This window comes from Streptomyces sp. BR1 (assembly GCF_052373795.1).
Taxonomy (GTDB): domain Bacteria; phylum Actinomycetota; class Actinomycetes; order Streptomycetales; family Streptomycetaceae; genus Streptomyces.
In genome coordinates this window covers 1340708-1355433 of record NZ_CM126252.1, presented here as the reverse complement: position 1 = coordinate 1355433, position 14726 = coordinate 1340708, and the positions used below count along the sequence as shown (strand labels likewise).

Here is a 14726-nt window from a genome sequence, read left to right as displayed (position 1 = left end):
CAGGAAGTCGCGTGACCGGCCGCGCGTCGAGCGCCGACTGAATGGGACACAGAAATGGTGCAGAGCCTGTCTAACATGCGGAGCCGGGTGATGGTCCAACTCTGCGGCCGTCTAGGGGGAAAGAGGAAATCTTAGGGGGGATTAGGGGGTGTGGGGAGAGTGGCGAAGGTGGCGCACAGACGCCTGCACAACCAGGGAAAACCCTTTCGGTGAAGGGAGTTGCGGTTCCGTCGAGAATGCCCATAGCATCGGCGCGTGATTGCGCCGAATTGCTATTCGCAAAACAAGGCGCCGGCGTATCCTGCGCCAGCGGACTTTCCGGTGGATCCCGGATCCCTGCGGTGGATGGTGATCGGCGCGACCGGCATGCTCGGCGGCGAGGTGGCCGCTCAACTCGCGGCCCACGGCGCGGAACCCGTACGGGCCGGCCGGGCCGAGGCCGACCTCACCGACCCCGCGGCGGTCGCCTCGGCCGTGGCCGGCAGCCGTCCCGACATCGTCGTCAACTGCGCCGCCTGGACCGCCGTCGACCTCGCCGAGAGCGAGGAGGAGGCGGCCCTGGAGGTCAACGGCAGGGGGCCGGGCCACCTCGCCCGCGCCTGCGCCGCCGTCGGCAGCAGACTCCTGCACGTCTCCACCGACTACGTCTTCGCCGGCGCCCCGGCCGACACAGGCCGCGCCTACCCCGAGGACTTCCCGGCCGACCCGCGCACCGCGTACGGGCGCACCAAACTCGCCGGCGAGCGCGCCGTCCTGGCCGAACTCCCCGGCCGCGCGGCGGTGGTGCGCACGTCCTGGCTCTACGGACGCGACAGCGGTGGCTTCGTGCACACCATGGCCCGTCTCGCCCGGGAGGCGGAGCGGACCGTGGAGGTGGTCGACGACCAGCACGGGCAGCCCAGTTGGGCACCCGATGTCGCCGCCCGGCTGATCGCGCTGGGCGCCCTGCCCGCCGACCGCGCCCATGGCATCTTCCACGCGACGGGGGCGGGCCGCACCACCTGGCACGCCCTGGCCCGTGAGGTGTTCCGGCTGACCGGTCACGACCCCGAGCGGGTGCGCGCCATCGACAGCTCCCGGCTGAACCGGGCCGCCGTCCGCCCCGCGTGGAGCGTGCTCGGCCACGAACGGTGGGCCGCCGCCGGGCTGGGGCCGATGCGCCACTGGCAGGCCGCCCTCGCCGAAGCCCTCGCGGCAGCCCACCCTCCCCCCACCGCGGATTCCGCCGACCGAAAGGCTGCTCAAGGGTGAAACCCCTGTCGATAGAAGGAGCCTGGCTGTACGAGCCGACCCTCCACACCGACGAGCGCGGCACGTTCCTGGAGACGTTCCGCAGCGCGGACTTCCAGCTCGACACCGGTCGCCGTCTCGAACTGGCCCAGGTCAACCGCTCCGTGTCCCGACGCGGCGTCATACGCGGCGTGCACTTCGCCGATGTGCCGCCCGGCCAGGCCAAATACGTCACCTGTGTACGCGGCGCCGTGCGCGATGTGATCGTGGACCTGCGCACCGGCTCGCCCACCTACCGTGCGTGGGAGGCCGTCGAACTCGACGACCGCGACCACCGGGCGGTGTTCCTCTCCGAGGGCCTGGGGCACGCCTTCCAGGCGGTCACCGACGATGCCGCCGTCATGTATCTGACGACGTCCGGCTACGACCCGGGCCGTGAGCACGGTATCGACCCGCTCGACCCCGACCTGGGCATCGCCTGGCTCCCCGGCGTCGCACCGCTGCTGTCCCCCAAGGACGCGGCGGCCCCCACCCTTGCGGCGGCCGAGGCCACGGGCCTGCTGCCCGCCTACGAGGACTGCGTACGGTACGTGTCCTCGCTCGCCACCCCACTAAGCGAGGAGACCCCGTGAAGGCGCTCGTCCTGGCGGGGGGATCCGGCACCCGCCTGCGCCCCCTGACCCATACGACGGCCAAACAGCTTGTGCCCGTGGGCAACAAGCCCATCCTCTACTACGTCCTGGAGGGCATCGCCGACGCGGGCGTCACCGATGTCGGCATCATCGTGGGCGAGACGGCCAAGGAGATCCGGGCCGCCGTCGGTGACGGCTCCCGCTTCGGCATCAGCGTCACCTACATCCCGCAGCACCAGCCGCTCGGCCTGGCCCACGCCGTGCGCGTCGCGCGGGACTGGCTGGGCGACGACGACTTCGTCATGTACCTGGGCGACAACTTCCTGTTCGGCGGGATCAGCGCGCAGCTGGAGGAGTTCCGCACCCGCCGCCCGGCCGCTCAGATCATGCTCACCCAGGTGCCCAACCCCTCCTCCTTCGGTGTCGTCACCCTGGACGCGACGGGCCGGGTCGTCGCCCTGGAGGAGAAGCCGGAGTTCCCCAAGAGCGATCTCGCCCTGGTCGGCGTCTACTTCTTCAGCGCCGCCGTGCACGCCGCCGTGGACGCCATCAGGCCCTCCGCCCGCGGCGAGCTGGAGATCACCGACGCCCTCCAGTGGCTGCTCGAACAGGGCCTGGACGTCACCTCCTCCACCGTCAACGGCTTCTGGAAGGACACCGGCAACGCCACCGACATGCTGGAGGCCAACCGCTCCGTCCTCGACGGCATCACGCCCCACTGCGCGGGCACCGTCGACGAGGAGAGCGAACTGGTCGGCCGGGTGGTCGTCGAGGACGGGGCGGTGATCACCGCTTCACGGATCGTGGGGCCCGTGGTGATCGGCCGCGGCACTCGCGTGGAGGGCTCCTACATCGGGCCGTTCACCTCCGTGGCGGAGAACTGCCGGGTCGTCGACAGCGAGATCGAGTACTCCATCGTCCTGGCCGGCGCGGCCATCGACGGCGTGGGCCGCATCGAGGCGTCGCTGATCGGCAGGCAGGCGGAGGTCACCCCCACCCCCCGCACCCCCCAGGCCCACCGCCTGATCCTCGGCGACCACAGCAAGGTGCAGATCCGTTCATGAACATCCTGATCACGGGAGCGGCCGGCTTCATAGGCTCCCACCTCGTACGCTCGATCCTGGGGCCCGGCAAACCGCTGGGTGACGACATACGCGTCACCGTCCTGGACAAGCTCACCTACGCGGGCAACCGGGCCAACCTCGCCCCCGTCGAGAACGAGCCCGGCTTCTCCTTCGTCCACGGCGACATCACCGACGCGCCGCTGGTCGACCGGCTGATGGCAGCCCACGACGCCGTGGTGCACCTGGCGGCGGAGTCGCACGTCGACCGCTCCATCGAGCAGGCCGACGCCTTCGTGCGCACCAACGTGCTCGGCACCCACACGCTCCTGGAGGCCGCGCTGCGGCACGGCACCGGCCCCTTCGTGCACGTGTCGACCGACGAGGTGTACGGCTCGGTGCCGGTGGGCTCATCGGTGGAGAGCGACGTCCTCGCCCCCAACTCGCCCTACTCCGCGTCCAAGGCGTCCAGCGACCTGCTCGCGCTGTCCTACCACCGCACCCACGGCCTCGACGTACGGGTGACCCGCTGCTCCAACAACTACGGCCCCTACCAGTACCCGGAGAAGGTGATCCCGCTCTTCGTCACCCGCCTGCTGACCGGGGGTACGGTCCCGCTCTACGGCGACGGCGGCAACGTCCGTGACTGGCTGCACGTCGACGACCACTGCCGCGGGCTGCTGGCCGTCCTGACCCGGGGCCGCGCCGGCGAGACGTACAACATCGGCGGCGGCACCGAGCTGAGCAACAAGGAACTCACCGGGCTGCTGCTGGACGCCTGCGACGCGGACTGGGACCGGGTCGAGAACGTCACCGACCGCAAGGGTCACGACCGGCGCTACTCCGTGGACTGGACGAAGATCCGTACCGAGCTCGGCTACACCCCGGCCCACGACTTCACCGAGGGACTGGCGCGAACCGTCGCCTGGTACCGGGAGAACCGGCCCTTCTGGGCGACGCCCGAAGCCGGGCTGCCGAGCGCATGACCTATGGGCGCACCGAGTGCTCCACCAGGGAGACCACCCCCGCCGACGTCAGTCTGATCCAGATCCGGCAGCCGGCGGTCACCAGCAGCTACCGCATGATCTGCTTCCCGGGCTCGCGGAACTCCGCGGACTACTACCTCGCCATGTCCGAACTGCTGCTGCCCACCGTGGAACTGCTCACCGTGCAGTACCCCGCCCTGACCGCCGAGGAGGAGTGCGGGGGCGAGGCCGGGGCCGCACTCGTCGACAAGATCTTCGAGGCGGTCCGGTGCTGGACGGACCGCCCGCTGGCCCTCTTCGGCCACCGCCTCGGAGCCGAGCTGGCCTTCCGGGTCGCCCAGCGCCTGGAGCGGGAGACCGACGCGGGACCGCTGACGTTATTCGTCTCCGGCCGGACGGGACCGGGCCACGGGGGCAGCCTCGGGCCGCCCGCGCTCAACTGCCGCGTGGTCGCGCTCACCGGCGACCACGACCCGGCCGCACCGCTGACGGGGGTTCGCACCTGGCGGCGGAGCACGGCCGGCCGGTTCGACCTGGAGGTCTTCCCCGGCACCCGGGGCTACCTCGACTCCCACCGTCGCGAGGTCGTCAACCTCGTGCACGACCAGCTGATCTCGTACCAGGAACCCGCCCCCGACTGACCGGGGGCGGGACCGACCGAACCTCCCATCGTGTGAAGCTAAGGACTGAGTGCGACCGATGACCGCGAAGATCTTTGCAGCCGACTCGGTGCGGCCCGTCGACCAATTCGAACAGGACGCCCTCCGGGTCGCCGACGTGATCCGCGAAGGCGGTATCGGGCTCGGCGACCGGGTCATGCTGAAGGCCGGCAACTCGGCCGCCTATGTCTGTGTGCTGTACGCGCTGATGCACGTCGGCGCCTCGATCGTCCTCGTCGACCAGCAGGAGCACGTCGAGGCGACCCGGCGCATCGCCCTGCGCACAGGCGTCAAGGCCACCTACGTCGACGACGAGACGCCCATCGACGACGAAGCCGACCCCATCCACCTGTACGAGCTGATGGTCGCGACCGACGGCCGTGACCCCCTCGACAGCGCCCTGTCGTTCGACGCCTGGGGCGAGCTGCCCGACGGCCTGATCATGTGGACCTCGGGCTCGACCGGCTCCCCCAAGGGCGTGGTGAAGTCCGGCGGCAAGTTCCTGCGCAACCTGCGGCGCAACGCGGACCAGGTCGGCCATCGCGCCGACGACGTCCTGATGCCGCTGCTGCCCTTCGCCCACCAGTACGGCCTGTCGATGGTGCTCATCGCCTACCTGACGCGCTGCTCACTGGTGATCGCCCCCTACCGCCGGCTCGACCGCGCCCTGCGGATGGCCCGCGACTGCGGGGCCACGGTCATCGACGCCACGCCCTCCAGCTACCGCTCCATCCTGGGCCTGGCCACCCGCAAGCCCGCGCTGCGCGCCCACCTGACGGGTGTGCGGATGTTCTGCGTCGGCGCGGCCCCGCTCGACGGGCCGCTGGTGGAGAGCTACGTCCAGGAGTTCGGCCTGCCGCTCCTCGACAGCTACGGCTCCACCGAACTGGGCAACATCGCCTTCGCCACGCTGGACAATCCCGTCTCCTGCGGCCGTCCCATGGAGGGCATCTCGCTGCGGATCGTCGACGAGGACGGCAACCTGGTGCCCGCGGGCCGGCCGGGCGAGATCGAGGTCGACACTCCCGACGCGCTCGAAGGGCAGATCGCCGACGACGGCACCGTCGTGCCCGCCGCCACGGGCTGGCAGACCACCGGCGACCTCGGATACCTCGACGCGGACGGCAACCTCTTCGTCCTCGGCCGCAAGTTCGCCGTGCACCGCATGGGTTACACGCTCTACCCCGAGCTGATCGAGCGGAAGGTGGCCGCCGAAGGCTGCCCCACCCGGATCGTGCCGCTGCCCGACGAGCGGCGCGGCTCCCAGCTGGTCTTCTTCGTCGAGGACGACCAGCAGCGCGACGCCGCCTACTGGCGGGAGCGGCTGTGCGCTCTGCTGCCTACCTACGAGCAGCCCAACAGGGTCGTCGTGCTGGAGCAGTTCCCGCTCAACCGCAACGGCAAGCCGGACAAGAAGCAGCTGACGAAGATGGCCGCCGAGTAGGGGTTATACGACGGCGGCGCCCCCACCCGGAGGTGGGGGCGCCGCCGTCGTCGTACCACCGCACCCCGACGGGGCATGGTGACCGTGTTCCGCTCAGTCGTCGTAGGGGAGTTCGACCGGAGCCAGGGTGTCGAAGAGGTCACCGGGCCCGGGGTTGTCCGGATGGGTGGCACCGCCCAGGTGGTCCAGTACGCCCCACACCGCGTTGAGCGCCGTGGTGACCGCGCCCTCCGCGAAGCCGGCCGTCCAGGAGACGTCGTCGCCGCAGAGGAAGAAGCCGCGCTGCTCCACGGGCAGCCCCCGTTGCATGAACTGGGTGAACAGCCGCCGCTGGTACCGGTAGTGACCGGGCAGGTTGGACTTGAACGCGCCCATGAAGTGCGGCTCGCTCTCCCAGGTGATGGCGACCGGATCACCGATGACGTGTGCGCGGATGTCGACGCCGGGATAGATCGCGCCGAGCTTCTCCAGGAGCACGTCCAGGCGCTCCGCCGCGCTGAGCGTCGCCATCTTCAGCGAATCGTCGTTCCACGTGTACGACAGACACATCACGCCCGGTCCGTCCGGCCCCTCGTCGAAGAGGTAGACCCCGCGGGGCATCCGGTCGGTGAGGGTCATGCTCATCACCGGTGCGCCCGTGCGGGGGTCCGTGTCGTGCCAGAACGGCCGGTCCGTCAGGACGAACAGCTTGGAGGCGCCCATGTAGTGGGTGCGCTCGACCGCCGTCCACAGCGGCGGGCTCAGCAGTGCCGGGTCGCTGCGCACCCGGTTGAGCAGCGTCCACACATGCGGGGTGTAGACGACCGCGGCGTACCGCTCCCGCCGGCCCCGCGCGTCGGTGACCGTGAAACCGTCGCCGTCGCGGGCCACGTCCCGCACTCCCGGCCGGGGAGTGCCGCCGTGCAGGGCGGCCAGGGAGGTGCCCGCCGGCCAGTGCGCACAGTCCGCCGGGGCGTGCTCCCACAGCCCGCGCGGCACCTGCTGGGAGCCGCCGGCGATGCTGACCTGGTGGTCGTCGGCGTCGGTGTAGATCACCCGCAGGATCTCCAGCACCGAGTTGGGGAAGTCGGTGTCCCAGCCGCCGGTGCCGAACCCCACCTGTCCGAAGATCTCTCGGTGCCGGAAGGACCGGAAGGACGGGCTGGTGGCCAGGAACCCGTAGAAGGACTCGTCGTCGAACTCCCTGACCAGCCGGTTCCATATCTGCTTCAGCGTCTCGACGTCCCGCCGCGCGATGGCGTCCCGCACCGTGACGAACTCCGCCCGCTCGTGCAGGGCCTTCTCCCACGCGGCGGCCACCTCCTGGTAGACGTCCGGCAGCATCTCCGCGACGCTGACCCGGTGCCGTTCGCCCCCCAGGTCGATGAGGGTGCTCGGGGTGCTCGCCGCCAGCGGGTTGGGGAAGGGGCTGGTGCGCAGCCCCAGCAGGTCGATGTAGTGGAAGAGCGAGCGGGCGGAGAGAGGGAAACGCATCGCCCCCATCTCCGCCACGCGGTCGGGCCGCCCGGCGAAGGGCACCGACCGCATCCGGCCGCCCAGTTGCTCCGCCTCGTACACGACCGGGCGCAGTCCCAGCCGCATCAGTTCATAGGCGGCGGTCATTCCCGCCATTCCGCCGCCGACCACGGCCACCGGCGTCCCGGCGCGCTCCGCAGGGAGCGTGCCCAGGCCGGCCGGATGGTGCAGCCAGCCGTCGTAGGAGAAAGGGAAGTCCGGCACGAGCATGGTGACCGCGGCCGGGCTGGCTGACGTCATCTGGAATACCTCTCGGGCCGATTCGGCAGCGTTTCAAGGGAACCGGGGAGATTCCGATCGGAGCCGGAAATCACGGCGCCGAGCCGGACCCTGAACGGCGGCGCAGCGCTTGGCTGTACGCGGCCGTGCCGGTAAATCCACGCTAGGGACCGGCAGTTGACGCGACAACCCCTATTCACCCTCGTAACAGCCGGTACCCGAAAGGTTTTACGGAGTGACCGGATGGAAGGGAGGCAGCGTGATGGCCGTCACAACAATGCCGCGATCCGAGAGCCAGCGGCCGGTGAAGGAATTCACCGGCCGTCCGTCGGGGCCCCGTTCGGGGCGCAGAATGCGCGCGGTGAAGGTCCCCTGCGCCCGGCCCCCCGTGCCGCCGGAGTCCTGGGAGGAGACGCCGGTGAACGAGATGTCGGCCTCGTCGAAATCCAACTCGGTGCCCAGCAGCGGGAACCAGGTCTTGTACACCGCCTCCTTCGCGCTGAACAGCAATCGGTCCCGGTGCACGCGCGACCCCGGGCCCGCGGCCCGGACCCAGGCCAGTTCGCCGGGCAGCGCGATCGACTCCAGCACGCCGTCCGGCAGCGGCAGATCGGGTTCGGCGTCGATCCCGATCATCGCCAGGTCCGTGTCCCGCGCGAGCACCGCCGCCCGGTAGCCGTCGCAGTGGGTCATGCTGCCCACCACTCCGTCCGGCCACCGGGGTGCGTTGCGCCTGCCGGGCAGGACGGGGGAGGGCGGCAGCCCCAGCTGCGCGAGAGCGCGCCGGGCGCACGCCCGCACCGTGGTGAACTCCTCGCGGCGCTTGGGCACCGACCGGGCGATCAGCGCCTCCTCCTGCGGATGGAGCGTGGCGGAGCCGTCCGGCCCGAAGGACTCGCTCGCGGTGGCCGCCGCCGGCAGCAACGCCTCGATCATGCCCCCACCTCCTGCGGTTCCTTGCCGCCGGCCTCGGGCTCCGGCGTGTACGGCAGGATCTGCCGCAGCAGGCCCTTGGGGTGGCCGCGCCGGCGCCACTCGCGCGGATAGCCGATCGACACCTCCTCGAAGCGCACCCCGTCGTACCAGGTGGTGCGGGGGATGTGCAGATGTCCGTACACCACGGCGGCGGTGGGGAACCTGCGGTGCCAGTCGGCGGTCAGGACCGTTCCGCACCACTGCGCGAACTCCGGGTGCCACAGCACATCCGTGGGCTCCCTCACCAGCGGGAAGTGGTTGACCAGCACCAACGGCACCGAGGGGTCGTGCGCCACCAGCCGCCGCCTGGTCTCGGCCACCCGGGCCCGGCACCAGTCGTCCCGGGTGCGGTGGGGGTCGGGGTGGAGCAGGTACTCGTCCGTGCACACCACGCCCGCCTCGTGCGCCTTGGCCAGCGACTCCTCCTTGGTCGCGGTGCCCGCCACCCGGAACGTGTAGTCGTACAGCAGGAACAGCGGCGCCACCGCGACCGGACCGCCCGGCCCCCGCCACACCGGCCAGGGATCCTCCGGGGTCAGCACGCCGAGCCGTCGGCACATCTCGACGAGATACCGGTAGCGCTCCTCACCGCGCAGCGTCACCGTGTCCTCGCGCGGGCTCCACAGTTCATGGTTGCCCGGCGCCCAGACGACCTTGGCGAACCGCCCGGCCAGCAGACCGAGTGCCCACTCGATGTCCTCGGTCAGCTCGCCGACGTCCCCGGCCACGATCAGCCAGTCCTGCGGGTGGGAGGGGTGCAGCGACTCGGTGATGGGCCGGTTGTCGGCCATCCCGATGTGGAGGTCGCTCACCGCGAGCAGCCGGGGACCCGGCGGTACGGCTGCGGTGGCTGCGACGGGGTCACGCGGTGTGTGCGACATCGATGTCCAAACTGACGGGCAGGTCCTGGCGATGAGTGATGTTGATCTTCCGGTAGACCCGGGTCAGATGCTGCTCCACGGTCGAAACGGTGATGCAGACCTTCGCCCCGATCTCCCGGTTGGTGTAGCCGTGCGCGGCCAGGGCCGCGACCCTGCGCTCCGCGTCCGTCAGGGAGGCGACCGCCGCGGCCTGCGACAGCGTGCTCTGGGTCGTCGCGGTGGCGGAGCGGGACGGCGCCGGCTGCGCCGCCGTCTGCCCGGTCTGCAGGGAGTGGTACAGCTCCTGCGCGCCGCAGCTCTCGGCGATCCGCCACGCCCGGCGCAGGTGCAGCTTGCTCCGGGCCGCGTCGCCCAGTTGCTTGTACGCCTGTCCGAGGTCGCTCAGCGCGCGCGCCAGCCCGTACCAGTCGCCCTCCCTCTGCAGGAGTGTGACGGCCTTGCCGAGCAGGGCGGGGCGCTCGTCGAGCGGGCGGGCCCCCGCGAGCACCCGCAGTGTCAGGCCGCGTACCCGCGGCCCGGTGTCTCCGGTCAGCTGCTCTCGGGCGAAACGTTCCGCCTGTTCGTGGCCGCCCAGCGCGAGCCAGGTCTCCGCGACCCCGACCCGCCAGGGCGCCAGCGTCGAGCGGTCCATGCGCCAGCGCCGCATCAGCTCACCGCAGGCCGCGAAGTCGGTCAGCGCCGCGTGGTGGCGGCCGGTGGCCAGCTGGTGCCGGCCGCGCGCGTACAGATAGTGCAGCCCGTAGCGCGTCCGGAACATCTCCTCGGGCACCGGCCGGTCCACCAGCTCCGCCGCCGCCTCGTGGTCGCCCATCGCGGTGCCGGTCTCGATCAGGGCGGAGAGCGGCATGCCGATGCCCACCCCCCAGGCCTGCGGGGACAGTTGCTCCAGCGACTGCTCCGCCAGCCGCCGGGCGTGCGCCAGCCGACCCCGGCGCAGCGACATATGGGCGCGGGTGCCGCGCAGGGCCGCCGCCCACCCCGGCGCACCGCGGTCCGTGGCCTCCGCCAGCAGCCGGTCGGCCCACTGCGTCGCCGTGCTCAGCCGGTCCGCGTACACGAGCGCCACCAGGCACGCCCGCATCCCTGGGGCGGTCTCCTCGGTCAGCCGGGTGCTGCTCAGCACCCGCTCGGCCCGGTCGGCGAAGTCCTCGTCCGCCACGCCGGTCCCCGTGCCGTCCGGCCGGGTCGCGCCGTTCAGTACGCCGTACAGCGCGGTCGCCGCCGTCGGCCGGCTGTCCTCGGACGCCGTCGGCGGGAACCCGCTGCCGTGCACCGGGGCCAGCATGCCGCCGACCTGTTCCAGGACTGCCGGATAGGTACTGGCCAGGGTCAGCCGCAGCTGCCACAGCTCTGCGGCGAGCGTCGTGTCGGGGGCGTCCGGCAGGGCGTCGACGACCTGGCGGATCGCGGTCGCCGCGTCGTCCTCCCAGCCGTTCCACAGCAGATCGCACACCAGCTTCAGCGTGTCGGCGGCCGGCAGCCGGCCGGAACGCATGGCGCCGGTAAGCGACTTCACCTGCTGCGGCCACGCCCACGGCTCGACCCGCCAGATGAACTTGGCCAGCGTCGCCTGCAGCAGCATCCGCTCGTCCTCGTCCCGGCAGCAGCTCTCCGCCATCCGCAGACAGCGCACCGCGAGCCCGACCCGCTGCATGGCGAGGGCCGCGTGGGCGGCCTCCCGCAGCACCCGGGGCACCCACTCCTCGTCGGGAGCGTGTGTCTCGTGGCCCAGCAGCTGGGCCGCCACCACCAGGGGCGCCGCCCCGGCCTCGTACAGCAGCCGCGCGGCGCGCCGACGCAGCCCCGGCACCGCGTCGTCGGCCAGGCTCTCCACGATGGCCGCCTGCACGCGGCCGTGCCGGAACCGGGCCCCCTGAAGGATGCCCGCGTCCCCGAGCGAGGCCACCACCTGCCGTACGGTCCGCTCCTCCGCCCCCACCAGCCGGGCCAGCAGCGACGGCGAGCCGGCGCTGCCCAGCAGGGCCACCCCCTGCGCGATCCGGAGGCCGTCCGCGCCCGTGCGGTGCACGTAGATCAGCGCGCTGCGCAGGAAGTGCTCGCCCGCGTAGGGCAGTCCGTCGGCATGCTCCGCCGCAGGTGCATCCGCCCCGAGAGTCGGCGTATCCGTGCGGCCCGTGCCGTCCGGCGGGGTGGACCGCTGCCGGCCGAGGTGATCCTCCAGGAATCCCTGTACGAGCAGCGGGTTGCCACCCGTGGCGGCGTGCAGGGAGGCGGCCGGCGTGTCCGCGGGCGCGCTCTCGTCCGGGGTGGTGTCGAGGGGGACGGCCGCCGTCCCGGAGGCCGAGCGGTTCGCGCTCCCGGCCGCGGCGCCCAGCAGCCGGCCGACCCCCGCGACGCTCAGTGGACCGACCTGGATGTGCAGCCCGCGCGGCGGGTGGAGCAGTTGCCACAGGAGTTGCGAGGGTGCGCCGCCCGTGTCCGGGCCGTGCGTGACGATCAGCGCCCCCACGGCGGCGCGGCGCAGCGCGTACGCCAGGCAGTGCAGCGACTGGGGATCGGCGTACTGCACGTCGTCGACGGCGATGAGGACCTTTTCGCGCGCGCCGAGTTCGGCGAGCTGGGCGTCGAAGCCGCGCAGGATCTCGGTGGGGACGGGCGCCGCGTCGTACAACCCGTCGGTGCTCGGGTCCGCCTGTGCGGCGATCGCGTCACGGGCGGCGCTCACCTCGTCGTACGACCGGGTCTGCGACGGCCCGCCCCGCCCCGGCGACGGCGGACGTCCGGCGGCGGTCCGGGGGGCGTCGCGGAGCAACTGCTCCACCACACCGAACGGAATGCGTTGTTCCGCAGGAGAGGTGACGGCGCTCAGCACTCTGGGGCCCGCCTCCGCCGTCTGTTCCAGTACGCGATGGAGAAGTGCCGTCTTGCCCGACGCCACCGGCCCGCTGATCACGGCGATCCGGCCGGCTCCCTCGGTGAATCGCGACGCTGTGCCGGGGGCGCCGAATATGAAGGAGGTAAGCTTTTCGATCTGTTCATCCCGCTCCACCAACACAGCTGTAAAAGCCTCCCCGATGCGATGTGGCGTACGACAGGGTGTGATTTACGCAACCTCGCCAGTCACGCTGGTCAGGCGTGCGGGAGAAAGTCCGTCAACGCCTCGGGAGTGCAGGCGAATTCGCAGCACTCACCAAGGACGGACGCACCGCTGTTCTCCCCGACCGGCGGATCCAATTGAACTGTACCAATGTCCTGGCGGCCGATCGTCTGGCAGCCATCTCGCCCTCGTGCCAACGTGTTTGAGGGGTGATACAGCCGAATGAACGGTTGCTTACCCGGTGGTTTCGAGCTAGGTGGGGCCGACGCCCGCGGCGCCCCTCCAGGGAAAGGGAATCTCTCATTCCAGTTGTCCCCCGCGCCTTTTCTAGGGGTGGTCGCACACGGGATAGGGGGAGCTGATGGTGGAGAACTCATTGCGCCGGTCGTATCAATGGAGCGACGTGGGCGTTCGACGCCCGTGGACCGCAGAGGCGCCCGCACCGCCGGGCCGGGGTGGAGATGGCGCATGACGGCAACCCAGGACAGTTCCCTCGCGTACGGCGGCACCACGACGATCAGCGGGAAGACGGCGGAACTGCACGCCGTCCGCGAACGGGCGGTGCGGGGACCGAGCGACCGGGCGACCGAGGCGCAGCACGCGAAAGGCAAACTGACGGCGCGGGAGCGCATCGGGCTGCTGCTGGACGAGGGCTCCTTCCGCGAGGTGGAGCAGCTGCGCCGGCACCGCGCCTCGGGGTTCGGGCTGGAGGCGAAGAAGCCGTATACGGACGGTGTGGTGACCGGGTGGGGAACGGTGTACGGCCGGACGGTCTTCGTCTACGCGCATGACTTCCGGATCTTCGGCGGGGCGCTGGGAGAGGCGCACGCGGCGAAGATCCACAAGATCATGGACATGGCGATCGCGGCGGGCGCTCCGCTCGTCTCGCTCAACGACGGCGCGGGCGCGCGTATCCAGGAGGGCGTGTCGGCCCTGGCCGGGTACGGGGGGATCTTCCGCCGCAACACGCGGGCGTCGGGGGTGATTCCGCAGATCAGTGTGATGCTCGGGCCCTGCGCGGGCGGCGCCGCCTACAGCCCGGCGCTGACGGACTTCGTGTTCATGGTGCGTGAGACCTCGCAGATGTTCATCACGGGCCCCGACGTGGTGAAGGCGGTCACGGGGGAGGAGATCACGCAGAACGGCCTCGGCGGTGCGGATGTGCACGCCGGGACGTCCGGCGTGGCGCACTTCGCGTACGACGACGAGGAGGCGTGCATCGAAGAGGTGCGCTACCTGCTGTCGATGCTGCCGTCGAACAACCGGGAGCACCCTCCGGCGGAGGCCTGTGCGGATCCGGCGGACCGCCGGAGCGAGGCACTCCTTGAGGTGGTGCCGGCCGACGGGAACCGTCCCTATGACATGCGTCAGGTGATCGAGGAGATCGTCGACGAGGGGGAGTACCTGGAGATCCACGAGCACTGGGCGCGCAACATCATCTGTGCGCTGGCGCGGCTGGACGGCCAGGTGGTGGGGATCGTGGCGAATCAGCCGCAGTTCCTGGCGGGGGTGCTGGACATCGAGGCGTCCGAGAAGGCCGCCCGGTTCGTGCAGATGTGCGATGCGTTCAACATCCCGATCGTGACGCTGCTGGACGTACCGGGGTTCCTGCCGGGGGTGGACCAGGAGCACCGGGGGATCATCCGGCACGGAGCGAAGCTGCTGTACGCCTACTGCAACGCGACGGTGCCGCGGATCTCGCTGGTCCTGCGGAAGGCGTACGGGGGCGCGTACATCGTGATGGATTCGCAGTCGATCGGTGCGGACCTGACGTTCGCCTGGCCGACGAACGAGATCGCGGTGATGGGCGCGGAGGGCGCGGCCAACGTGATCTTCCGTCGGCAGATCCTGGAGGCGCAGGACCCGGAGGCGATGCGCGCCCAGATGGTGAAGGAGTATCAGACCGAGCTGATGCACCCCTATTACGCGGCCGAGCGCGGTCTGGTGGACGACGTGATCGATCCGGCGGAGACCCGGCAGGTCCTGATCGACTCCCTGGCCATGCTCCGGACCAAGCACGCCGACCTGCCCGCCCGCAAGCACGGCAACCCGCCCGCCTGACCGAC

11 protein-coding genes are annotated in these 14726 nt (G+C 71.2%); 7 read left to right on the top strand and 4 right to left on the bottom strand.

Going from position 1 to position 14726, the window contains the following annotated elements; all coding sequences use genetic code 11:
• Nucleotides 1–345 precede the first annotated feature (345 nt).
• From rfbD to ACT1U9_RS06015, 6 genes are read left to right on the top strand one after another with little or no spacing between them, the layout of a single operon-like run.
• Complete coding sequence (rfbD, locus tag ACT1U9_RS06040) at nt 346–1251, top strand: dTDP-4-dehydrorhamnose reductase (RefSeq protein WP_444539019.1); 906 nt, start codon at nt 346–348, stop codon at nt 1249–1251.
• The gene (locus ACT1U9_RS06035; RefSeq protein WP_444537341.1) at nt 1248–1862 is read left to right on the top strand and encodes a dTDP-4-dehydrorhamnose 3,5-epimerase family protein; all 615 of its coding nucleotides are present in this window, start codon (nt 1248–1250) and stop codon (nt 1860–1862) included. The genes rfbD and ACT1U9_RS06035 overlap by 4 nt, the downstream gene beginning before the upstream one ends.
• Complete coding sequence (locus ACT1U9_RS06030; protein ID WP_444537340.1) at nt 1859–2926, top strand: glucose-1-phosphate thymidylyltransferase; 1068 nt, start codon at nt 1859–1861, stop codon at nt 2924–2926. The genes ACT1U9_RS06035 and ACT1U9_RS06030 overlap by 4 nt, the downstream gene beginning before the upstream one ends.
• Nucleotides 2923–3909 carry a dTDP-glucose 4,6-dehydratase gene (gene rfbB / locus ACT1U9_RS06025; protein ID WP_444537339.1) on the top strand — a complete coding sequence of 329 codons (987 nt, stop codon included), beginning with the start codon at nt 2923–2925 and terminating at the stop codon, nt 3907–3909. The genes ACT1U9_RS06030 and rfbB overlap by 4 nt, the downstream gene beginning before the upstream one ends.
• A complete protein-coding gene (locus ACT1U9_RS06020; RefSeq protein ID WP_444537338.1) occupies nt 3906–4550 on the top strand; it encodes a thioesterase II family protein in 645 nt (214 codons plus the stop codon). The genes rfbB and ACT1U9_RS06020 overlap by 4 nt, the downstream gene beginning before the upstream one ends.
• A gap of 58 nt (nt 4551–4608) precedes the next feature.
• Nucleotides 4609–6012 carry a class I adenylate-forming enzyme family protein gene (locus ACT1U9_RS06015; RefSeq protein WP_444537337.1) on the top strand — a complete coding sequence of 468 codons (1404 nt, stop codon included), beginning with the start codon at nt 4609–4611 and terminating at the stop codon, nt 6010–6012.
• A gap of 93 nt (nt 6013–6105) precedes the next feature.
• Here ACT1U9_RS06015 and ACT1U9_RS06010 read toward each other — a convergent pair whose 3' ends face one another.
• The 4 genes from ACT1U9_RS06010 to ACT1U9_RS05995 form a co-directional block, all read right to left on the bottom strand.
• Nucleotides 6106–7767, bottom strand: coding sequence for a flavin monoamine oxidase family protein (locus ACT1U9_RS06010; RefSeq protein ID WP_444537336.1), 1662 nt, complete (start codon nt 7765–7767; stop codon nt 6106–6108).
• 207 nt (nt 7768–7974) lie between these two features.
• On the bottom strand, nt 7975–8682 hold the full coding sequence (locus tag ACT1U9_RS06005; RefSeq protein ID WP_444537335.1) for a 4'-phosphopantetheinyl transferase family protein: 708 nt from the start codon (nt 8680–8682) through the stop codon (nt 7975–7977).
• Nucleotides 8679–9602 (bottom strand): metallophosphoesterase family protein, encoded by a 924-nt coding sequence (locus ACT1U9_RS06000; protein WP_444537334.1) that lies wholly within the window; start codon nt 9600–9602, stop codon nt 8679–8681. Before ACT1U9_RS06000 ends, ACT1U9_RS06005 begins: the two co-directional genes overlap by 4 nt.
• Nucleotides 9583–12612 carry an AAA family ATPase gene (locus ACT1U9_RS05995; protein ID WP_444537333.1) on the bottom strand — a complete coding sequence of 1010 codons (3030 nt, stop codon included), beginning with the start codon at nt 12610–12612 and terminating at the stop codon, nt 9583–9585. Before ACT1U9_RS05995 ends, ACT1U9_RS06000 begins: the two co-directional genes overlap by 20 nt.
• A 516-nt stretch (nt 12613–13128) precedes the next feature.
• On the opposite strand from ACT1U9_RS05995, the gene ACT1U9_RS05990 reads away from it, so the two are divergent.
• Nucleotides 13129–14721: an acyl-CoA carboxylase subunit beta gene (locus ACT1U9_RS05990; RefSeq protein ID WP_444537332.1), complete on the top strand. Its 1593-nt coding sequence runs from the start codon at nt 13129–13131 to the stop codon at nt 14719–14721.
• Nucleotides 14722–14726 lie beyond the last annotated feature (5 nt).